Raw genomic sequence first — 21125 nt, 5'->3', positions numbered from 1 at the left:
CAACTTCGCGAGATGACTATGTTTAAAAAAACCGTTGCCGCTTTTTTGTTGTTAGGGACCAGTCAGCTCTTTGCGAATGCAGAATCTGATTTATCCCATTTTTTTAATAATTTGGGGTTTGATGCCAATGTGACGGGATCGCATGCCTATCAAACACAAGCGGCGGGTTTCGCGGCTCTTGGTTCTGTATATGCCCGTAATCAAGTACGTACCATCCGCCTTGCGCATGTGGATGTGCCTGGGATGCGTTCTGGTTGTGGCGGTATCGATCTCTTCGCAGGCGGTTTTTCCTTCATCAAGTCGGATCAGATTGTGAAGTTCATGCAAAATATTTTATCAGGAGGAGCAGGCTACGCATTAAACCTGGCCTTAGAAACAGAATTGCCTGAAATTGCACATGCGATGCAGTTTATGCAAAAACTGGCGAATGAAATTAATGGCACCAATTTTAATTCCTGTGAAATGGGTGAAAATTTAAGTGCTGCGGTGTGGCCGCGAAATAGGGCGGCACAACAGCGTCTTTGCGAAGATTTAGGTCGCCACAAAGGAACCTTTACGGATTGGGCCATGGCACGTCAGAAATGTTCCACAGGTGGTGAAGCCGATTCCATATTAGCTGAGGCTAAAAATAATCCTGAATACAAAGACCGTGTGTTAATTAACACCAATATTGTTTGGGACTCCTTACAAATTAATCAGTTTATTGCACAAGATCCTAAATTAGCCGAAGTGTACATGTCCATTTCAGGAACCATTGTCTTTAACGCGAAAGGGGCGTTAATGACTTACCCCTCACTTGCAACCAATCAAGATTTTATTAAGGCCTTGTTGTATGGAGGAAAGTTACCTAGTTACCACTGTACTGATACAGGGCCACAGTCGCATTGCTTATCCATTGATGCCACAAGCACACAAGAAATCAGTGCCAAAAAAGCTTTGGTGGCTCAAGTCCAGGAATTACTGCAGGGAATTTATGACAACATTAAAATGGGCAAAGAGTTATCCGATAAGCAAAAGGGACTGATTGAATTAACACAACCTGCCGTTTTTAATCTTATTTCTGCCAATGCGCAACAAAACACGGGTATTCAAGGCAGTTATGAGTTGGCTCAAAGTGTGGCAACGGACCTTTTAGCACAATACCTTTCCAATTCCCTCGATATTATTCGTGCCTCTCTCTCAGGAAAAGAACTGGGTGCTCACAATGAAGAGCGGTTATACAAAAACCTGCAACTAGCACAACAGTTTGTAGCACGTTTTAGTACGGAGAGCCGTGAGCGGTTTAATGCAGCGTTACAGACGAATGAATTAATTCGCAACAACGTCAAACAAGCATTAAGTGCATTAACACCCACTTTAAGAACAGCCTATTATGGAGACGCGCAATGAGTCTTTTAACCATTTATACGCCTCAAAATGGAGAGTATCTAAAAACAGTACTGGATGCCATGGTCACGCTGCTTGGCACGTCAACCTACAAATCGGCTCAGGACATAGTGAGTATTCTTGCGGTAGGCATTGTCGGGTTTCAATACGTGAGTGGTAAAAGGATTCAAGCCATTAGTCGTTATGTTTTGTGCACGTTTGTCTTTTTGTTCTGTATTTTAGGAATCAAAACGCCGGTAGCTATCATTGACATGCAAACAGCGGATTCAGCGGGACCTGCACTAACCGTAGATCATGTTCCTTTAGGCGTTGGTCTTCCTGCGGCACTTATTAGTGGCATTGGGTATGGGATTACTCAAGTATTTAGTGACGTGTTTCATATGCCGCAGGATTTAGATTACACCCGAACTGGCATGTTGTTTGGTTCACGTACCTTCTTAGCGTCCACCAGTTCTAATTTGTCTTTGTCGCCTGAGCTCTCTCGTGATTTATCCACCTACATTAGGCAATGCATTTTTTCAGCCAAACTTTTGGGGAGTCAGCAAATTGCACCCAATGAGATGAAGAACAGTTCTGATTTAATTCGGCTATATTTTGAGCATCCATCTCCCATTTATCGTGTCTTATTTCATGATGGGTCTAATTTGAGCTGTATTGAGGCTGCAGCACGTTTAAAACCAGAACTTAATGAGGGAATAGAAAAACAACTCGTTCATTTATCCAATATTATGACCAAGGGCGACAAGGAGAAGTTTAGTGATGGTTTGGCGGCAGCTCATTCCTATTTTATGAACGTGTCCAAAGATGCAGCCCAAGTACTCACACAAAATATTTTAATCAATGCCACCCGAGAATCAGCCCTTGATGCCTTTGCTTTTGCTGGTGCGGATGCGGAGCTGATGAATTACACCAACAGTTCCAGTTTGCAAAAAATGCATGTGGCTGAAGCGAACAGTTTTTGGCTTGCAGGGTATCGGCTTCCTTATTATATGACCGTCTTTTGGATGTTGACTCTGTGTATTTTTCCTTTAGTGATGTTGTTAGCGCTGGTTCCCGCCATGCATGGGGTATACATGATCTACATGCAAACCCAAGTGTTTTTATGGTCTTGGCCTCCGATGTTTATCATTATTCATTTTTTTGTGTCCTTAGCTTCCTCTACCACACTGACTTTATTTGGTTCTAAAAATGGTGGGGTTACTTTTTCAACCATTGATTCCATCGCCAGTATTCAAAGTAGCTTTGCGTATACGGCAGGGGGCTTGGCTATTAGTGTTCCAGTGATTTCCCTTTTTATTGCCAAAGGCTTACCTAATTTATTAAGTGCTGCGTCTCAACATCTAGGAGGAATGGCGCAATCGTTATCTACAGGAGAGGCTCAATCGGCCACGCAAGGAAATATCTCCATGGCGTCTTACAGTGGTTGGAACATGAACTACAACAACACGCATGCGAATAAATGGGATACCAATTATCAGCATATGGAAGGGCGGGCTACTGTTCAAACGGATAATGGTGCCTTGCTTTCGCAAGGATTGGATGGGTCGCGCGTGATTAATGCACAGTCTGCAATGAGTCAGATGGCAACGCGATTACACGCATCCGACCGAATCAGTGCCTCATTGCAAGACAGTGCAAGCCAATCGTTCCAGAATGCCCAATCGCATCGAACCAGTGCAGACTCTCATTATCAACAAGCCTTGAGTGGACTCTCTCAATTTAATGAAAGCGATGCCAGTGAGGTACGGGAAGGAACGGGTATTAATAGAACGCTCAGTAATGCGTTGAATCAAGATGTTCGTCAAATGCAAGACGCGGTTAACCAATACAATCAGCATCATGACAAATCAGGACAAGTGTCGTGGGATGCGGCGGTTTCGGCCAGGATTGATACACGCAAAGGGGTATTTGGATCGTTCGCCCACGCAGTAACGGGTATTTCTGGGGAGGCGAGCACGAGTTTGAAAACAGGTTTGTCTGCTTCTAACTCGGTTCAAGCCTTTTTTAACTCCAGTGAAGGTCAATCATTCTCTAGCGCATTGAACCACATGGAGTCTACAGCTAAGACGCACCACATGGATGCCAATGATTCGTTTAACTTGTCGAAATCGGAACAAATCGCAGCCAACCTATCTCAAGGACATGCTTTATCCGATATGGCCTCAGCAGAATACAGTAAGGGAGAACATTATCAGCACATGGCTAATCGTGTGAAAGAGCACTCCGACGGGATGGATAGAGTATTGGATCAAGCGTTTCACGATTGGGCGGTGCAGCATCATGGGGTGCAAGCTGAAAAAGCATTGATGGGGACAGACGCTTCGAGCTTAGACACGCAACAACAGTTGGCTGATCAGTTTATGAGATCTTCCCAAGGGCAATCGGCAGTAACAGCGCAAGTAAGCCGTATGATCCACTCATCATCTGATCAAGTGAGAAGTCAATTTGAAGCGCAACGTGCTTCGATGACTGCTCATCAAAAAGCACTCATCAACCAAGCTCATCAGGATGGTGCTGGAGGCGTTTTAAATAAATCGCAAGAGAGACATTTAAGCCAGGTGCAAGACAACACCATCCAGCAAGCGCACGATCTGCGTATGGATAATCGAGAGGATTTATCGAAGGCCTATCAACACCAAGAGAGCAGTACCCAACAGGAGATTAAGGCATCTGAAGCGGATTTAGCGAATCGCCAAGCAAAACAAAAAAAAGATTATGTAGACAATGATCGCGGGTTTAAGGAAGGGCGTTATGAATAAGCAAAAACTCGCGCTTACGTGTGCGCCCAGTGCATTGGCTTCTTCAAGAAGAGTGGTCAAACCGATGGATTTAAAATCATGAAACAAAGCTCCTTGCAAAATATGTGGCAATTTATGAGTGGCGGTCAGATTTTTGACTATAAAACAAAAATGATGATTCAGGTAAGTCAACGTATTTTTCACTGGGCTGTCTTAGGTTTTGTCGTGCTTTTTTCGCTGATTATGGCGTTTTATGCATCGTCTGAATTGAAGCTGGTGGTGCTTAACCACATTTCAAGGTTCTTGGTTAAATTCCATTATGGGGAGTATGTGTTATGGACCAATCTGAATGGGAGTAAAATTACAGCGCTTTTTTATCAAAAAAGTCCCCTTATTCAAGCATCCGTGCAGCAGGCACAGGACGCTCTTTGGAGAAAAGCGCAAGTTTCTTTATTTTTTGGTGGAGCGGTGTATTTGTTGATTACGCAGTTGTTTTCCCGTTTCTTTATTAAGTTAGGTGAAAAATACACCAAAGATCAATTTGTTTCTGGTACGCGCTTAGCGTCTTCGCCTAAAGAAACCATCAAATCGGTCAATGAATCACAACGTGGTGCTTCAGAAATTAAACTTTTGAATCGCCTACCTATGCCTAAGTATTCTGAAAAACAAGGGATGTTGTTTCATGGCACAACGGGGGCTGGAAAAACGCAAGCCATGATGATGCTGTTGGAGCAAATTAGGGCGCTGGGCGAGCCGGCAATCATTTATGATAAAGAATGTACCATCAAACCTTATTTCTTTGATGAGCGCATTGATGTTGAACTCAATCCCATTTCAGAATTATGTGCCAATTGGAAAATGTGGCGAGAATGCGCCAATCCGTTGGAGTTTGGTTCCTTTGCCACGTATTTAATTCCTAAATCAGTTCAAGGTAGCGATCCGTTTTGGGTTGACTCAGCAAGAACCATTTTTACCTCGATGGCGTGGAAAATCAGGGATTATGTAGAAAAAGATCCGGTGTTTCTTCTGCAGTTATTACTCACCACCTCATTGGAGGAAATCAGGAACATTCTCAAAGGGACTGAATCTGAAAATCTGGTGAGTAAGGAAATTGAAAAAACGGCCATTTCCATTAAATCCGTGTTGGCAACCTATACCAAGGCGCTTCGCTTTCTTGAGGGACTTGAGAAGTCGGGTAAAGAAGACTTTTCGATTAAAGAATGGATTGAAAATACAACCGATTCTAAAAAATACAATAAAGGGTGGTTATTTATTACCTCACGCTCCAAATACCATAAAGAGATAAAGCCTTTAATTTCTCTGTGGTTAGGACTAGCTATGCAAGGGGTGCAATCCTTGGTGGCTAATAATAAAGGGCGTATATGGCTTGTCATGGATGAATTAGCAAGCCTGCATCGTTTAGAAACCATTTCAGACACTCTGGCAGACATTCGTAAATTTGGAGGGTGTGTTGCCATTGGCATTCAATCCATTGCGCAATTAGATTTTATCTATGGAACCCATGAGGCCGGAGCCATTGCGGATCTACTCAATACATCCATTTATTTTAGGAGTCCAAAATCGAAAGTGGCTAAGTGGGTTTCCGAGGACTTAGGTCCACAAGTGATTAATGAAATGAAAGAAAGTCAGTCTTATGGTCCTGATTCTGTTCGTGATGGTAATACGGTGGGTTCGCAACGCACCAAGCGAAATACGGTCGAAGAGGGCGATATTATGACTCTTGATGACATGGAATGCTATGTTCGTTTGGTAGGAAACCATCCCATTACCCGCTTGAAAAACAAATACATTGAGCGTAAAGAAATTTGCGTACCGCTTATTGAGCGAACCATCAATTTTGATGCATTGGAAAAAGTAAATCACCGCGCGTTAATGGTGCAGAATAACCCTCAAAGAAATGACGACGTTAAAAAAATCCATCAATTTGAAACATTGGCGCATGAGGTATCGGATAAGGATTTAGTACCTCCTGAATCACTTTATGCGGAACCCAAAGACCAAGCTGCAGCTAACAAAAACGACACCGATGCTATTGAGTTGCGTGAGGCGTCCATTGTTATAAAAGAAATTTTTTAAGTCATCCAGGGAGGTATTATGTTGACCTTAAATAAAATAAGTGCAGCTAAAGACGCGGTGCATTATTACACCAATCAAGATAATTATTATTTAAGCGATCGAGATTCGCTTAATAGTCTGTCACGATGGATAGGGAATGGTGCACAAAAGTTACAGCTGTCCGGTCAAATTGAGCCTTCGCAATTTTTGCAGTTACTAGACGGACAATTACCCAGTGGGCAATTGCTGGGTATTATTGATAAAGGAGAACGTCTGCATCGTCCTGGAACCGATGTGACTTTATCAGCGCCTAAGTCTGTATCCATTTTAGCCCTGGTGGGGCAGGACGCGCGCTTGCTTCAAGCCCATCAAGAAGCCGTGAACATTACCTTTGGTCGGATTGAGCAGCTGGCAGCAGAAGCACGCATTACATTTAATGGCGAAACCACCTTTGAAAAAACCCGTAATTTAGTAGCAGCCATGTTTGTCCATACAACCTCTCGTGAATTAGATCCCGATTTGCACACGCATGTACCCATACTCAACATGACCGAACGTTCGGATGGATTATGGCGTTCTTTATCGTCACGAGCAAAAAATGATAAAGAACATCTGGATCATGGTTTTCGTGAATTAATTTATTCTAATCAACATTATTTGGGATTGGTATACATGTCCTCTTTAGCGAAAAAAGTTAAGGAGCTGGGCTACGATATTCGCATTAAAGACAGGTACGGTAATTTTGAGGTTGTAGGTATTAGTGATGAGGCTATTACTGCTACGTCCAAAAGGCGCGTACAGATTCTTGATGATATGAAGGAACGTGGCACAAGTAGTGCGAAGGCTGCTGAAAAATCTAATTTATCAACGCGCAACCCCAAAACTGAAATAAACAGTCAAACGCTGCATCAGCAGTGGGTAGACGAAATTAAAGAGCTTGGTATTGATTTGAGGGCGATAATCCAGGATTCCAAATTAAATAACGGACGAGGAGCGGTTAAAAGCACTCACACTACACCTTTAAGCCCTGATGCGCAAAAAGCCGTGAATGATGCGCTAGCTCATTTGTCCGAATATTCTACGCAAATCCAGCATGGGGCTTTGGTACGCCAGGCCATGACTTTTTCAGCAGGTCTTGTGGGGCATGAGGACATTGAGCGGGAAATTGAATCGCTTTTGGCGGCAAGGACACTCCAGGGGAAACCCTTGGAATATTATACAACGGCGCCTCTTCTTGCCCGCGAGAAGGAGTTTATTGCAAAAACTACCAACGAGTTAAAAGTAAGTTTTTCGTTGTCCGTACCAAATCACGGGCTCACATCTTCAGTATTTAAAAATAACGAACGCATTCAAATCATTGATGTAGCCGGTTTTCGGTGCGAGAAAGAGCTGATTCAAGACATGGTGCATCTTGCAGAAGCGCATTTTCTCAATTCTTATGTACTTCACCCTGGTAGCCTAAAAACGCAGCAACTTCGAGCAGATATCAAGCATTTGGATACAGGATTTATTTCCAGGATTAAAAATTTGTTTAAAGACGATATTGTACATACGGTGTCTGGGTTTCAATATCATTATGGGAAACACATCAAATCGTCACCGTTTTTGAGAAAAAAGCAAGATTTGGTGATTGTCCATGATGCACAAAAACTTTCTTTTGATGATTTATCTGCGTTAAGCGATATTACTCAAGCACACAGAAGCAAACTCATTTTATTGAATAACTCGGCAGGAACCTTAGGCTTTAGTGCAGGAAATCCTATTAAGATTTTAAAAGAGCAGGGCATTCATTCGTATAAATCGTTAACAGCGCCTATCAAAGGGGAGCTCAAGCTCTCGATTGGAAAACAAGTTAATGAATCCATGAGTACCGCTTGGCTTCAATTGACTCCAGAACAACAGCAAAAAAGTGCGCTGGTTGCCTTGAATAACAAACAAAAAGAGGCCATAACGTGCCAGATACGAGAAGGGCTGGTGCAACAGGGTCAGTTATCAAGATTTATGAAAAAGGTCTCTGTTTTGACGACAGTTTCCTTGACACAAACGGAAAAAGGATACGCTCACTCTTATAAAGTGGGTGATAAAATTACGTTTTATAATGAAGGGCGAATACCGAAGCACTATAAGGTGTGTGAAGTTGATACCAATGGGCTGCATTTAGAAAATGCCCAAGGCAAGACAAGTCTGTTTTCTTATAACACCAAAGAAGACTTTCGTGTATCACGAGAAAAAATACTGGAAGTCGCTGTTGGTGAGCGGTTAATTAATGAACAATCCCTAGTTCATCAGCGCGTTAAATATGCGCCTAAGAGTTCGTTTGTTGTGTCAAAAATTACTGAAGAGGGAATTTATGTTCGCCATGAGTCCAACACCTTATTTTTGACTAATAAAGCGTTGTCCGAACATCATTTTGATTATGATTATTGTAAAAAACCGCATGAGATAAAACCAGACACCACACAAGTGTTTATAGCGGCAAGACCGTACCAGCTCAATCGTAATCTCATCGGAGAAATTGGTGAAAACGCACAACAGGTGCTTTTATTTACGGATGATGAACAAAAAGCACAGCGCTTTTTAGAGAGTGTGCAATTGAAATGGACTGCTTATGATGTGCAACAAAAAAAGCCCGATTTAGTCTACCGTGATATAGCCTATGCCAATAAGGCTTTGGCGCGAGAAATCAACTCGTTAATTCATCATCTTGAGCTTAAATCGGAAGACAAAGAGGGCATTGCGGCTACAGCGCTCACGTATGCGCTTGCGAAATGCACAGAACGCAATGCAGCCTTTAAACACAGTGATTTAATGACTCATGCGTTGATGCATGCATTAGGAGAGGCCGATTTTGAAGACATTGCCCCATTACTTAAATCGCGAATGGCCGAGTCGCTGGTGTATATGGATACCTATTGGACGACCAAAGAGGCGTTACATATTGAAGAGGCGATTCTTCGCGCTAATTACCAAGAGCAGAATACGGTACAGCCCATTGAGTTGTCATCGCAAAGGCTTTTGTCTTTACCTGAAACCTTAACACAAGGGCAAAAAGATGCCATCACGTTGGTGGTGAGCACTTCCGACCGGTTTGTATCCATTCAAGGGCTTGCAGGTGTTGGTAAGACCACAATGATGCGGCATGTGAAGGACATTGCTGAAAACAATCAATTTCAAGTCCTTGGACTTGCACCGACGCATAAAGCCGTAGAAGAGCTCAATGCAAATGGTATCCAGGCACAAACCGTGGATAGTTTTTTACGCAATGACGGTGGGTTGGGTGCCAGTCACTTAGTCATTGTGGATGAGAGTTCCATGATTGATAATGAGAAGTACCATGCCTTACAGCAAAAGTGCATTGACGCTCAATCTCGAATGGTGTTTACAGGGGATATTACGCAGTTGCAATCTCTAGCTTCAGGAATTCCTCACGAGCTCACTATCAAAAGCCAATCGCAAAAAACAGCGTTTATGACGGAGATTGTGCGTCAAAATCCGAACCCTGAATTAAAAAAAGCAGCGGAGTTTGCATCACGTAGAGAAATTAGCAAGGCTTTTGAACTCATAAAAAACATCGATCCTGAAGAGTATGTGCAGCGAAAAACATCGATACAGGGATTGAATCATTCATCACTGGTTGAAATTAATTGTACTGATGAGGAAGGAAAGAAGGACTATAAATCCATTTATCGTGCTATCGCTGATGATTTTCTCAGCCGAACCCATGAGTGTCAAAAAAATACGCTAATAGTTGCTCATGCGCATGAGGATAGAACACCCATTGAAGTGTTACTACGCGATGGTTTGCGCAAGCAACATCAACTACACAGTCAAGATATATTGTGTAAGCGCTTATTTCCAATCAGCCTGGATCAGGCCGACCAGATACAAGCACATTCTTTTGAACCAGGCGATGTCATTCGGTTTGGTAAAAACTATTCAGTGGCTAAAAAGGACGAGTATTTCACCGTCAAAGCCATTGATAGTGAAGCAAATAAATTGTTCTGTGTTGATGAGTCGCAGGTTGCGTTTACAATCAGTGCTTCTATTTTACCCAAAACAATGCCTTCCTTTTATAAATTGCACGAACGGCCTTTAGCCTCAGGGGATCGGATTCGGTTAAAACGAAATGATGACGTTCGCGGCATTATTGCCAATGAAGAATATACGGTCACACAGGTTTTTGGTGAAACAGTAGGCTTAAGCAACAGTAAAAATCAGGTCACGCTTAATTTAAAAAAACAATCAGATCTTCATTGGGATTATTCCTATACGAATACGGCTTATTCAAGTCAGGGTGCTACATCCAAGTTCATGATTGCCTTGGAATTGGAGGACCGTCTTGTTGTAACCACCCATCGATCTCATGAAATTGATGCAACTCGTGCCAGCCATCAAGCAACTTTTTATACCGATAATTTTGATGGATTGGTTAAAAGACTTGAAGATCCCCTGAAACAACGCGATGCGGATAAAACCTCTGCTGTATTGACCGAAGAGGATTATCGATTGAAGCAACAGAAACAGCAAAGAATCAGTACTCAGTTAATGGATCGTGCTCAAGAACACATTCTGGACGAAGCTAAGGAGCAGAGAAACGATTCTCGACCCGCAAAAAAATATGAGTCTGCTCAAAAGCCGTCTATTAATGCGGATGAACTGTATAAAGGATTATTGAACGTATCTGATTCTTTAGTTAAAAGCCTTTTTGGCGAGCCTAATCATCGATTATCAACGCAGTCTGAATATCGATATGGAGCCAAAGGCAGTTTGAAAATTGATCTTGATTCAGGTCTTTGGCACCATTTTGAGACAGGGGAGTCCGGTAACTTATTTCATCTCATTGAACGTGAAAAGGGTTTATCCGGCTTTAAAGAAACTTTGGAGCATGCGGCGCAATACATCCATTACATCCCTGAATATGAGCGTAAAGCACCACAAAAATTGAATGAGAAAAAAGAGATGTCAGTAAAAGAAGGGAAACGTCAATTAGCCCAAAAGCTATTTCAACAATCACAACCTATTAAAGGCACAATCGCTGAAAAATATTTAATCATCCATCGCGGATTGGCTCATTATGAGCATGCTGATCTAAGGTTTTGTAATTCGGTATACACCAAGACCCATGATGGGCAAAAGCATGTTCCCGCGTTATTGGCTTTTAGTAAAGATGAACAGGGTAATATACATCATGCTCAGATAACAAAATTAGATCTTCATTCTGCACATAAAGATAAGTCGTGTGAGCCTGTGAAACAAACGTTTGGTTCAATCAGTAATTATTTTGTCAACTTAAATCACCATGGTAAAGGCGATATGGCCTATTTTACTGAAGGGGTTGAGACAGGATTAAGTATACTTCAAGCCAATGAACATGCGCGTGTATATGCTGTATTGGGTAAAGCAAATTTTTCAAATATTGATCCAAAAAATACACCCAAACAGGTGGTTATTTGCTTGGATAATGATGGAAAAGACACTTATAAATACGCAAAAAATGAACAAACCAATACGATTATAAAAGCAGCTCAGAGATTACATGATTCTGGTATCCATGTATCCATTATGATTCCTAAGAAAGAAAATACCGATTTAAATGATGTTCTTGTTAAGGAAGGAAAGGATGAGCTAAAAAAACAATTAAACCGATGTCTGAGTTTCGAGGAATTTAAAAAACAATGCGCTTTAGAAAACAAGGAATCGGAGCTAAAAAAAATAAATCGGGATACACAAATTCAGTCTTTGATAAAGCAAGAACGCAAACTTAATGCACAAAGTGATAATGAGTTTATAACACTCAATCAAGGATTAATTAATGGAATTAAAGACCGTGTGTACAACAAAGAGTTTGTAGAAAATACTCGTACTTTTAATAAATCACAGTCTAATCGAGAAATGGAGCGAGAGATTTAAGAAATACCTTTTAACAAATTTGGAATCATCCGTTCAATCATGGCTAATGCAGTTTCTGCATCATAAGCACCGATTTTAGACAAATCTTTGTTATATACACTGTATAAAATTTCAGTAATAATTTGTATGGAGCGAACACTATTTTCGAGTAATAATTGGGTTGATTCATCTGTCTTTTTTTCTAAAGATTGTAGATAAATACGTGCGCCAAATGACAGCATTTCTGCTGCAGTCACATTTAATTCGTTGTTATTCATTTTTGCTATTTTATTCAACGAATGAAGGGTATCTGCGCCAATATCAATAGTTATTTCCATAACGATTCACCTTCTTCTATAGGGACTGTTTTAAGTCCAATTCCGTTCATTTTAAACCGAACTTCTTTATAAGTATTATTCTGAAATCCTGAGAAATTATCGTTTAAATATTCGATGGTTTTTTGTTTTATTTCTTTCAAAGAGTCGTCATTAATATTGGATGAAATAACTAAACTTTGATAATGATTGTGATACATCAAATGGGGTATGGATGCATGAATTTGTTCAATCATTTTTCTTATATCTTGTAATGGATTTTCATTTTTTCTCTGCGGTGAAATCTCATTATGTAAACAAAATTCTAAAAGAAATTTTAATGCTTTTGCAGGTGATGCGTCTGATGAGCCTCGTTTTTGTAACTCAAATTGATGTGCAATTTTATTTAAGTACTCGCGCTCATATTCTGAAATACGTAAGGTAATGACATCATTTTCTTTCATAGAGAGGCTCATTTATTGAATCAAAACAAGTATACAATAGTATCATTTATGTATACAACTGTATTTTTAAGTTGATATCCATTGATTTACAAGGGTTTCATGTATACAATTGTATACATGAGTGTTTTACTTTAAATTACTCGTTTTTTAATGGTATTGAATTATTTCAATATAAATCATATGGTTATGTGCACGTTTTTTAAGCAATCACATTGCGTGGTGTGTGTAGAATCAGAAAATACAACTAGGCACAATCCTTGTGAAGTACTACTATTAGTATAGTTAGAATGATGGATTATGGAATAAATAAAGAGCGCGAGCCTTTGCGCGTTTGTGAAGGAATAAATTAGTTATCTAAATAGGATAAAAAAATGAAACTATTTTTTCAAAAGGATGCGATAATTGATCGTATAAAAAAATTAATACAATTACTCATCCGAATTAAAGATTTTGTATTAGAACCACCACCAGGTTATCTTGAATATCAAAAAGCCATTGCATCAAAAAATGAACATTTTAATTACATGGAAAATGAATATTTTAAACGGCATATTTTACCTTACATGATTAAAGGTCATAGTGTAAATCAGGGCGACCATTCTTCCATTAATCAGCAGCAATTATTTAATAACCATTCACAAGATACTTTTAGAGTAAATCCTGTCACTGGCCTGCCTATGATTGGTTCCTATGATGCGGGAGGGAATCCATTTGGTTTTAATTACAATCACTCCATGCATCATCATATTAATCATCATACCAGCTTTAGCAATATACATACGAGTAACCAATTTAATTCATTTGATTATTGGAATAGATAGTTAACATGAAAAGCCAGCTTGGAGCTATTAGATCAGAAAAGGCATGCTCTTGAATCCAATCAAGCTGGTGAGAGTGTCAATCAATGTGTACGGACTTTAAATATCACGTAATGTAAGTACAAACAGCCCAAGCTTAGTTTTTGTGGTGAAGCTTAACGCGAATACTGCAAATTATGCTGAACAATTACCGATTAGGGTTTTTAGCATAAACATACAAAAATAGCATCAATTTCTATTTGATTGGTGCTGTTTAAATAGGTTTCAATTAAGTATTCAGATTGTTTGTTCGGATCTTCGTCATCTTCAAAAATGGCCTGAGTAATTTTTTCTATAATATTCATAGAACCGCCCCTTATGTAAAGGCCGTAATTTAAGTTTACGGCCTGTTTTATCTGCTTAATCAATCGCGGCATAAATGTCAGTAGCTTCTTTGTGGTATTCGATGTAATCCCGCAACAAATAATATTGATGGATTGTTTTATCCGATTTAGTTTTCCAACACAGTTGATTAAGAACACATAGGGTTGTAATAATTCCAGCAGCATCTGCACTCACTTCACCATCATAGCCGTTGCCTTCCACATATATGGGAAGTGGCTCGTCCATGTCGGGAGCTAAATAAAAACCACGATTGCTCAATTCGTAAAAATGCCAATAGCCGCCTTCGTAAGAAGAGCATATCACTTTTAATGTGTTGTAGATTGCTTGTTCTGCCCTTATCATCATGGTGCCAAAATGTTTAGGCAAAAAAGAAAGGCGTTGCTGATCGCTAACTAGTTTTGAAGTAATGATTGTTGTCATTTTTGATCCTTAATGTTTTCTATTATGTTCCTAAGTGAACAAATACATTATGGCAAAAACCAGTAATTTTGTCAACAAAATACATCTTTTAAATTGACGCTTTTTGTTATTATATGACGATGCTATTTCATTCCACGATGTAATTTATTAGCTTCATCGGAATTGATTTGTTGCGTTCTTGTTATAAATTCAGACGCGCTAAGCCTTTGACCTTGATCTAGCTCAAACCTGCTTATAGATGCAACAGGGTGAGGGGGCTTTCTTGTTCCCAAGTGACTCGCACAAGGTATTCATCCTGTATTTTTATATAGATAATATGCGCATAGAAAATTATTGCCTTTAAAAAATCGCTCATGCTCAATCCAATCTTGAGAGTTTTTGTCAATTGGCCAGCAAGGTGTGTGTATTTGATCGTTTTTATAATGATTTTTTCCTTTGAATAGGTCATTTAAAAAATTTTTAAGCCCCTGGCTTCTAAAATAAGTATGCCTCTCGTCACCATAATGTTTAAAAAATAGTTCGGAAAATCGCTCTAAGGGGCTTTTTTCGATAACAAAAAAATATGGTCAAAGGAGGGGTTTAAGAATCAAATAGCGTTTAATATCAGGCCTTTTTAGCAGCAAATTATTATTGTAATATAATTTTAAGCGTTGAAAATTGAGAAAGCTGTGGATAGAATAACTTAGGGTAATTAATCCACCTACTATATATAGCGTTATCAAAAACTCTTTTACACTCACATCCATTGCTTACTCCATAATTCCTAAATCAAAAATCTTTAAATGAGGACTTTTAACGATCGGTTAATTATAACATTCTTATGGGTAATTGGCGTGTACGGTGATTCAGTTACGTTGCACATTCTGTTAAAATTACATTAATGACAATCAATCTTATTTGATTTTGAGTGCAATCGGGTTATAATATAATTAACCATACCCGCCACGCCTCTTAACAATGCGGACCAGGGCGGGTTATTTATTTTATGCATTCAAAAATGGTTTTTAATAAACCACCTCTTTCCATACCAGAACAAATACATCACTTACGGCAAAAAGGGCTGTTGCTGGATAATGAACAAGAAGCTAGTCAGTATTTGACGACCATTGGTTACTATCGTTTGATGATTTATTTTAAACCTTTTCTCATTAGCTCTGCGACAAGCTCTCACCAATTTAAACCCAACACGCGATTTTCGGATCTTTTAAATTTGTATGCATTTGATAGGGAGCTGCGCTTATTAGTTATCGATGCCCTAGAGCGAATAGAGGTTTCTTTTCGTACCGCTATATCAAATGCCATGAGTTTGAAATATGGCGCACATTGGTATCTAAGCATGGATTTATTTTCTTCGGCTGAGCAACATCAAATGTTTTTGGAGGAGGTTAAATCACATCTGAAACGTTCACACGAAGACTTTATTAAAACGTATTATGCTAAATATAATCATCCAGAACACCCACCAAACTGGATGGTCATGGAATGCATTTCTTTTGGTACAGTGTCCAAGCTCTATGCCAATATTAAAGATCGTACTGTAAGAAAAGAAATTGGTGATACTCTTGGACAATATAGTGAGATCATCAAATCATGGATGCGCTCACTGACTTATACCAGAAATTTATGTGCTCACCATTCTCGCTTATGGAATCGGTTTTTCGTCAATAAACCCAAGGTTTCAGAAATAACAATATCTTTTGAACATAACGAAAGCCCTTTCTATCTTCAAGCTTATATTATTCATGCATTATTAAAAAACAGCTCGCCAGGCAATCATTGGCGCAAACAATTGTTTCATCTTATGCAAAATCATCCTTCTATACCCTTTTCAAAAATGGGATTTTCTGAGTATTGGGAACAAGATGGTTTATGGTTGTTGGAATAGATAATCTCAATAAACCAATTCGATAACACTTGATGGGAACACCTAATACCTTTTGTTATTGGGGTTATAGAGCACAACCCCAATAACTCCGTTATTAATTTTTTATGTCTGCGCTAGCTACATTGCCAGTTATAATACTTTGCTGCAATTGCGATGCGATATCATTCGGTAACTGCGGCAATAAGATCGTACTGGATTTGTTATGTGACCCTATTTCTTTTAATGTATCAAAATATTGAGTAATCAATACCAAGTTCATTATCTCTGCAGACGATACCCCCGGTACGGACTTTTGGAAATCTTCTACAGAATGGCTTAGCCCATTGATAATTGCTTTTCGTTGATTGGCTGTTCCTTCACCTTGTAATCGCTTGCTTTCTGCTTCTGCCTCTGCCTTTTTGACCATCAATATTTTTTCTGCTTCTCCCTTGGCTTGAGCGGCAACTTGCAATCGTTGTTGTTCGTTAATTTCATTCATTGCATTTTTTACTTTGGCTTCTAACTCTATGTTCGTTACTAATGCTTTGATAATTTCAAATCCAAAGTCTTGCATTGTGTCGGTTAAGTGGCTTTTAACGGCATTAGCAATGCTGTCTTTTTTTTCAAAAATATCATCCAAGATCATTGTTGGCGTTTCAGAACGAACTAGATCAAGGACATAGGCTGTAATTTGTTGCGTAGGATCTTCCAATTTATAGTAAGCATCATAAACTCCGCCATCTTTGATGCGATATTGCACGGAAACTTGAATTTGGACAATCACGTTATCTTTTGTCTTGGTTTCGACTTTGACATCTAATTGTTGAATTCGTAACGATAACTTACCGGCAATCCAGTCAATAAAGGGTATTTTAAAATTAAGCCCCGCATGTGCAATAGAGTGATATTTCCCTAAGCGTTCAATAAGTGCAACTTCTTGCTGTTTGACAATAAACAGACCTGTCAAAATAAAAATTAACAAGATAACAGCGATACCAATTAATAGTTCGATCATCATTTATATAACTCCTTATAGTTATAATTTATTATTTAGTTTTAAAAAAAAAATTCAGCAGTAACGGCAGGAATAGAAACGGCCATACATATAAGAAATAACTGACAAATTTTTCTCGCATGGATTCAAAAATGTCTTTTCTTGCTGCATTTGGAACGTAGTAGGCGTGGGATAATTCTAATACGAGCTTTTTATCCTTTTTATCTCTCAAATTTACTTTAATGGCGTTATCTCCCCACGTTTCTGAATAGGTAAATTGATAGGGATGTGTGTTATTGGGTTTCATTTCATTAATATTCACCACATCAAAATCACTTATTGGTTTTGGGCTTTCATCTGAAAACCTGAGCTCATAAAGGAGCTGTTTGCGTTTTACTTGAATATCCGGTTTTTCGTTAGGGTTATACGATTTTTCAATTTTTGATTCAATTACCTTTTCTTTGAGTGGAACCAATTGAAGAGTGAATGCGCTCATGTATCTTTTTTCAGCTAACGCAATTAATCTGTTTTTTATCTGTTGATTTCTGCGCTCTAGTGTTAATCGCTTATCCTGAGGCAAGCCACCTTGAGTCAATAATTGATTATTGCGCTCGTATTCACTATACAGCTCGCCATCAGGTGACTCAAAATCCGGCTTATTGTAAGAGAACGGATGTCCCTTCTGCGAAAATAAAATAGAGCCTGCAGCTAACCCAGTTAAAAATTTAGAATGTTTTACCGTGGGCGATATTCGCTGCGGTTTCGTCTTCCCATGGGTATGAGCTACTCTAAATGATTTAGAAGGCCCTGAATGAGCAGGAAAGGATAAAGAAGCCCCCATGAATAGGGTGAGGGCAAAAAGCCTATTTATAGCAATTAAATAGTTATAACTTCTTAAATAACTCATGTGCGATTCCTTTAGGTAATTTTTTATCAAACCATTTCCAGAGTTCGAATTTATTCGTTCCTTTTTCAAAATGAAGGAAATCTTCTTAAATTTCATCATCATCGTTTATTGGTACATCCACTAATTGGTGCCATAAATTTAAATAATCCATTGTGTTCCCTCCTAATAGCGAGTAGGCTAGAAAAAATCTAGCCTACTTAATTGAATTCCTCTTCTTCGGTATAGTGCAACCCATCAATAAAGGCTTGAGCTACAGAAACGGCCTCTGATTCAGTTTTTAAACCACAAAATCCTTGGACGGTATGGCCATCACAATCATCGATGCGAATATCCGCTATATAGCGTTCATCGGATTCTTGATAACTAATTTCTATTTCGTGTTCTTTATAACGAAGTGTTTTAATCACTCTAATCGGCTTTAAGAATAAATCGTCTGAAACGATTTCTATGACATCCCAATTAATGCCTATTGTGGCATCATGATTTTTTTTAAGGTGTTGTAATACGATACTTGCTTGCTCTTTGCTGAGTAGTGGCCTCACATCCAACACATCATCTATAGACCAAACGATGCTGATTTCTTGTATTAAACTATTTGTTCCGGCTGTTGATATATTGCTCATCAAAATCTCCAATTTTTTATTAAACAGTTAATTAGTGGTAACTCCCTGCTTATGCAGGGAGCATTTTCGAAGTCTAATGATAAGAAGAATAATAAAGAGGGGCGCCATCCCAAAGACTTGCATGCGAGAAGGAGTTCATGCGTACTATGCCTTGCGCGTTTGCTCTTTTTCGAAATGGTTCATCAATAAAACAATTAGGTTTGGCTTTTGTTTTTCCGCAAAAAGCATCGTTGCTGTCAGTGACTTTTTCTTGAGCAATTTCTCTGAGTACCACAGTGGAAGTTCCAATTAGCTCAATGACCTGATAAAAGTCAATGTTAGTTTGCTCGTAACCCCAAGAAGCATAGAGAATGGAACCGATTTGAAGAGGGTGTTTAATCATGATTTATTCCTTATTTTATCTATTATGTTCCTAAGTGAACATCTATAGTATGGCAGACCATAACAAAACAGTCAATATAATAGATGTTTTTAATTTATCTATTTTATGGATTTTATTTGTTGACAAATTTGGTTCTTGTAAATAAACTAAGTAGTGTCATTAGGACAATAAAAGAAAACGAGGTAATTATGATTCATCTAAATCAAACCAATGCACCACTTGAGCTGGCCTTTTCTTTAAACGATTTATTGAGAGCGTTAATGCTTACATCTTCATCTACCAGAAATCAGGATATTTCTTATTCTTACTGGAATAGGTTGTCCATTAAAGAAGCCATCGGCACTTATTTGGAATTAAATACTCTTGTTCATTACCCCCAGCTGTGCAATGCACTAAGGCGGTTGGAGCGTTTAGATTATCAGGTAGAACTTTCTCTGGGGGATATTCCTGAGATGAATCAGCAGGGTATTGAGTCGATGATCTATTCTTTAGAGACAATAAAAAATAAATTATTGGGTGCACGAACTCAAAAAGCCACTCTTGATGCTCAATTCAATAAGCTCGTTTACCTGTACGGACAAAATACAACAGTGCCTGTATTGCGTGCTTTTAAACCTTATTATTATTTGCGAAGAACAAATTACTATAACCAGTACACTACACGTGCCAGAAAAATAAATATTTCCGGTGTTCCTTATTTCATGCATTATCATGGCCACCGATTACAAAAACTAAAAAACCTTCATGAATTAAATGAACACCATTTATTAAGTCACTATTTTGATGCGACAAAACAGGATACAACAGCAATAACCCCAACAATGAGAACTTATTTGTTGGGAGGATTCATCAATACATCCGTGTTTGCGTTTCGTTCTAAATACGATTACAAACAAGCTGGTAAAAAATATTACATCGATTTGGCAACAAACAAAACGTACACGCGACTAAATGATGCAAAAGATTGTGCATTTCAATACTGCAACAGTTCATCACTTATTTTATTAGAGGCTTATTAATGAAAAAATTATTGCGATTCGAAGTGAAACAAAATTTGCGTAGACCCTCAAGGGTTTACGTCAAATCAACGGATGGGAAGAACATTTATGGTTCTTTTCATATGAATGAGCCGGATTTATTTGATGGTTGGGATAATCTTTCAATTAATCAAACGATTGAGTTAAAACAGTTCATGCAGAATCTTAAGGCCATTCATCAGCACTTGCATCCTTCACCAACAAGCACGTTGCTCGATTTGCGCTTTCGATTGCCTTATGAATTTATCGATGTTTTGGAGCAGATTGAAATTATTTGTGACGAACAAAAAGTGGAGTTAAACATCTTTGAACCCATGGTTAGTAGTATGATACAGCAAATTAAAGTTGTAGTAGGGAAGCTTTCAGGTTCCAGCAAAGAACAAGCGTTAACGTTACTGAATCGGGTAAATCTTGCCGAATATAAAAAGCAGGATTTTAGCAATCAAATAAAATCTATTTTTTCAGAATTACAAGCCGTTGTTAATCGTTCTGAAAAATTGCACCACAAAGCGAAGACTTTATTTGATAAGGATAAAAGCTATTCTCCTATGGCTATTAAAGGCATGGCTGGTGGAGAAACAACGCCATCAAAATGGCTAGTAGCTTGTGCTGTTGAAGTATTGCTCGATGAAAAAAACGATATGCTTTTTAAGATTCTCACCGAGGATGATGTGTTTATGCTATGGGCTAAACAATTGCTCGATCAAGAGCATAGTCCTGAGAGCATCATGCATAAAATAGATACGCTCAATAAAAATGAGTTAATTAATAAGATTAAATGCTATAAAAAATCAATATGATAAAATAGTAACCATTTGCATAGATAATT

The 21125-nt window shown here is 38.8% G+C and carries 16 protein-coding genes; 8 read left to right on the top strand and 8 right to left on the bottom strand.

Going from position 1 to position 21125, the window contains the following annotated elements; genetic code table 11:
• Positions 1-18: 18 nt before the first annotated feature.
• The 4 genes from BGO44_RS12355 to traI all read left to right on the top strand — a co-directional run bounded on the left by BGO44_RS12355 (position 19) and on the right by traI (position 12110).
• Positions 19-1389 carry a conjugal transfer protein TraH gene (locus BGO44_RS12355; protein WP_238585458.1) on the top strand — a complete coding sequence of 457 codons (1371 nt, stop codon included), beginning with the start codon at positions 19-21 and terminating at the stop codon, positions 1387-1389.
• The gene (locus tag BGO44_RS12350) at positions 1386-4145 is read left to right on the top strand and encodes a conjugal transfer protein TraG N-terminal domain-containing protein (RefSeq protein WP_058478551.1); all 2760 of its coding nucleotides are present in this window, start codon (positions 1386-1388) and stop codon (positions 4143-4145) included. The genes BGO44_RS12355 and BGO44_RS12350 overlap by 4 nt, the downstream gene beginning before the upstream one ends.
• A 78-nt stretch (positions 4146-4223) precedes the next feature.
• The gene (gene traD, locus BGO44_RS12345) at positions 4224-6221 is read left to right on the top strand and encodes a type IV conjugative transfer system coupling protein TraD (RefSeq protein ID WP_058478552.1); all 1998 of its coding nucleotides are present in this window, start codon (positions 4224-4226) and stop codon (positions 6219-6221) included.
• Positions 6222-6239: 18 nt separating this feature from the next.
• Positions 6240-12110, top strand: coding sequence for a conjugative transfer relaxase/helicase TraI (traI, locus tag BGO44_RS12340; RefSeq protein WP_058478553.1), 5871 nt, complete (start codon positions 6240-6242; stop codon positions 12108-12110).
• On the opposite strand, the gene BGO44_RS12335 is transcribed toward traI, so the two are convergent.
• Together BGO44_RS12335 and BGO44_RS12330 are read right to left on the bottom strand one after the other, a co-directional pair.
• Positions 12107-12427, bottom strand: a complete 321-nt coding sequence (locus BGO44_RS12335; protein ID WP_058478554.1) for a hypothetical protein — start codon at positions 12425-12427, stop codon at positions 12107-12109. The genes traI and BGO44_RS12335 overlap by 4 nt on opposite strands.
• On the bottom strand, positions 12418-12867 hold the full coding sequence (locus BGO44_RS12330; protein WP_058478555.1) for a hypothetical protein: 450 nt from the start codon (positions 12865-12867) through the stop codon (positions 12418-12420). Before BGO44_RS12330 ends, BGO44_RS12335 begins: the two co-directional genes overlap by 10 nt.
• Before the next feature lie 371 nt (positions 12868-13238).
• Here BGO44_RS12330 and BGO44_RS12325 point away from each other — a divergent pair, with 371 nt between their 5' ends.
• Entirely contained in the window at positions 13239-13688 is a 450-nt protein-coding gene (locus BGO44_RS12325) for a hypothetical protein (protein ID WP_058478556.1), read from the top strand.
• Positions 13689-13888: 200 nt separating this feature from the next.
• On the opposite strand, the gene BGO44_RS12320 is transcribed toward BGO44_RS12325, so the two are convergent.
• Complete coding sequence (locus BGO44_RS12320; RefSeq protein WP_156413874.1) at positions 13889-14029, bottom strand: hypothetical protein; 141 nt, start codon at positions 14027-14029, stop codon at positions 13889-13891.
• A gap of 55 nt (positions 14030-14084) precedes the next feature.
• Complete coding sequence (locus tag BGO44_RS12315) at positions 14085-14489, bottom strand: antirestriction protein (RefSeq protein WP_058478557.1); 405 nt, start codon at positions 14487-14489, stop codon at positions 14085-14087.
• 985 nt (positions 14490-15474) lie between these two features.
• Here BGO44_RS12315 and BGO44_RS12310 point away from each other — a divergent pair.
• A complete protein-coding gene (locus BGO44_RS12310; protein ID WP_058478560.1) occupies positions 15475-16374 on the top strand; it encodes an Abi family protein in 900 nt (299 codons plus the stop codon).
• 94 nt (positions 16375-16468) lie between these two features.
• On the opposite strand, the gene BGO44_RS12305 is transcribed toward BGO44_RS12310, so the two are convergent.
• The 4 genes from BGO44_RS12305 to BGO44_RS12290 form a co-directional block, all read right to left on the bottom strand.
• On the bottom strand, positions 16469-17371 hold the full coding sequence (locus BGO44_RS12305) for an SPFH domain-containing protein (RefSeq protein ID WP_172462864.1): 903 nt from the start codon (positions 17369-17371) through the stop codon (positions 16469-16471).
• A 28-nt stretch (positions 17372-17399) separates the two neighbouring features.
• On the bottom strand, positions 17400-18254 hold the full coding sequence (locus tag BGO44_RS12300; RefSeq protein ID WP_230849093.1) for a hypothetical protein: 855 nt from the start codon (positions 18252-18254) through the stop codon (positions 17400-17402).
• Between the two features lie 197 nt (positions 18255-18451).
• Positions 18452-18877, bottom strand: a complete 426-nt coding sequence (locus BGO44_RS12295) for a hypothetical protein (protein ID WP_058478561.1) — start codon at positions 18875-18877, stop codon at positions 18452-18454.
• Positions 18878-18950: 73 nt separating this feature from the next.
• Positions 18951-19259 carry a hypothetical protein gene (locus BGO44_RS12290; RefSeq protein WP_058478562.1) on the bottom strand — a complete coding sequence of 103 codons (309 nt, stop codon included), beginning with the start codon at positions 19257-19259 and terminating at the stop codon, positions 18951-18953.
• Between the two features lie 188 nt (positions 19260-19447).
• On the opposite strand from BGO44_RS12290, the gene BGO44_RS12285 reads away from it, so the two are divergent.
• Positions 19448-20278 (top strand): hypothetical protein, encoded by an 831-nt coding sequence (locus BGO44_RS12285; protein ID WP_058478563.1) that lies wholly within the window; start codon positions 19448-19450, stop codon positions 20276-20278.
• Positions 20278-21096, top strand: coding sequence for a hypothetical protein (locus BGO44_RS12280; protein WP_058478564.1), 819 nt, complete (start codon positions 20278-20280; stop codon positions 21094-21096). The genes BGO44_RS12285 and BGO44_RS12280 overlap by 1 nt, the downstream gene beginning before the upstream one ends.
• Positions 21097-21125 lie beyond the last annotated feature (29 nt).

Source organism: Legionella sp. 39-23 (assembly GCF_001897665.1).
GTDB lineage: Bacteria > Pseudomonadota > Gammaproteobacteria > Legionellales > Legionellaceae > Legionella > Legionella steelei.
The sequence above is the reverse complement of the archived record's forward strand: the minus strand, read 5'-3'. Positions and strand labels throughout refer to the sequence as shown.

Bases quoted from the DNA above. Each gene is read 5' to 3' on its own strand.
- BGO44_RS12330 (WP_058478555.1), bottom strand. From the start codon at position 12,867: ATGAAAGAAAATGATGTCATTACCTTACGTATTTCAGAATATGAGCGC.
- BGO44_RS12325 (WP_058478556.1), top strand. From the start codon at position 13,239: ATGAAACTATTTTTTCAAAAGGATGCGATAATTGATCGTATAAAAAAA.
- BGO44_RS12285 (WP_058478563.1), top strand. From the start codon at position 19,448: ATGATTCATCTAAATCAAACCAATGCACCACTTGAGCTGGCCTTTTCT.
- BGO44_RS12335 (WP_058478554.1), bottom strand. From the start codon at position 12,427: ATGGAAATAACTATTGATATTGGCGCAGATACCCTTCATTCGTTGAAT.
- BGO44_RS12305 (WP_172462864.1), bottom strand. From the start codon at position 17,371: ATGATGATCGAACTATTAATTGGTATCGCTGTTATCTTGTTAATTTTT.
- BGO44_RS12355 (WP_238585458.1), top strand. From the start codon at position 19: ATGTTTAAAAAAACCGTTGCCGCTTTTTTGTTGTTAGGGACCAGTCAG.
- BGO44_RS12315 (WP_058478557.1), bottom strand. From the start codon at position 14,489: ATGACAACAATCATTACTTCAAAACTAGTTAGCGATCAGCAACGCCTT.
- traD (WP_058478552.1), top strand. From the start codon at position 4,224: ATGAAACAAAGCTCCTTGCAAAATATGTGGCAATTTATGAGTGGCGGT.
- BGO44_RS12290 (WP_058478562.1), bottom strand. From the start codon at position 19,259: ATGATTAAACACCCTCTTCAAATCGGTTCCATTCTCTATGCTTCTTGG.
- BGO44_RS12350 (WP_058478551.1), top strand. From the start codon at position 1,386: ATGAGTCTTTTAACCATTTATACGCCTCAAAATGGAGAGTATCTAAAA.
- BGO44_RS12295 (WP_058478561.1), bottom strand. From the start codon at position 18,877: ATGAGCAATATATCAACAGCCGGAACAAATAGTTTAATACAAGAAATC.
- BGO44_RS12310 (WP_058478560.1), top strand. From the start codon at position 15,475: ATGCATTCAAAAATGGTTTTTAATAAACCACCTCTTTCCATACCAGAA.
- BGO44_RS12320 (WP_156413874.1), bottom strand. From the start codon at position 14,029: ATGAATATTATAGAAAAAATTACTCAGGCCATTTTTGAAGATGACGAA.
- traI (WP_058478553.1), top strand. From the start codon at position 6,240: ATGTTGACCTTAAATAAAATAAGTGCAGCTAAAGACGCGGTGCATTAT.
- BGO44_RS12300 (WP_230849093.1), bottom strand. From the start codon at position 18,254: ATGAGTTATTTAAGAAGTTATAACTATTTAATTGCTATAAATAGGCTT.
- BGO44_RS12280 (WP_058478564.1), top strand. From the start codon at position 20,278: ATGAAAAAATTATTGCGATTCGAAGTGAAACAAAATTTGCGTAGACCC.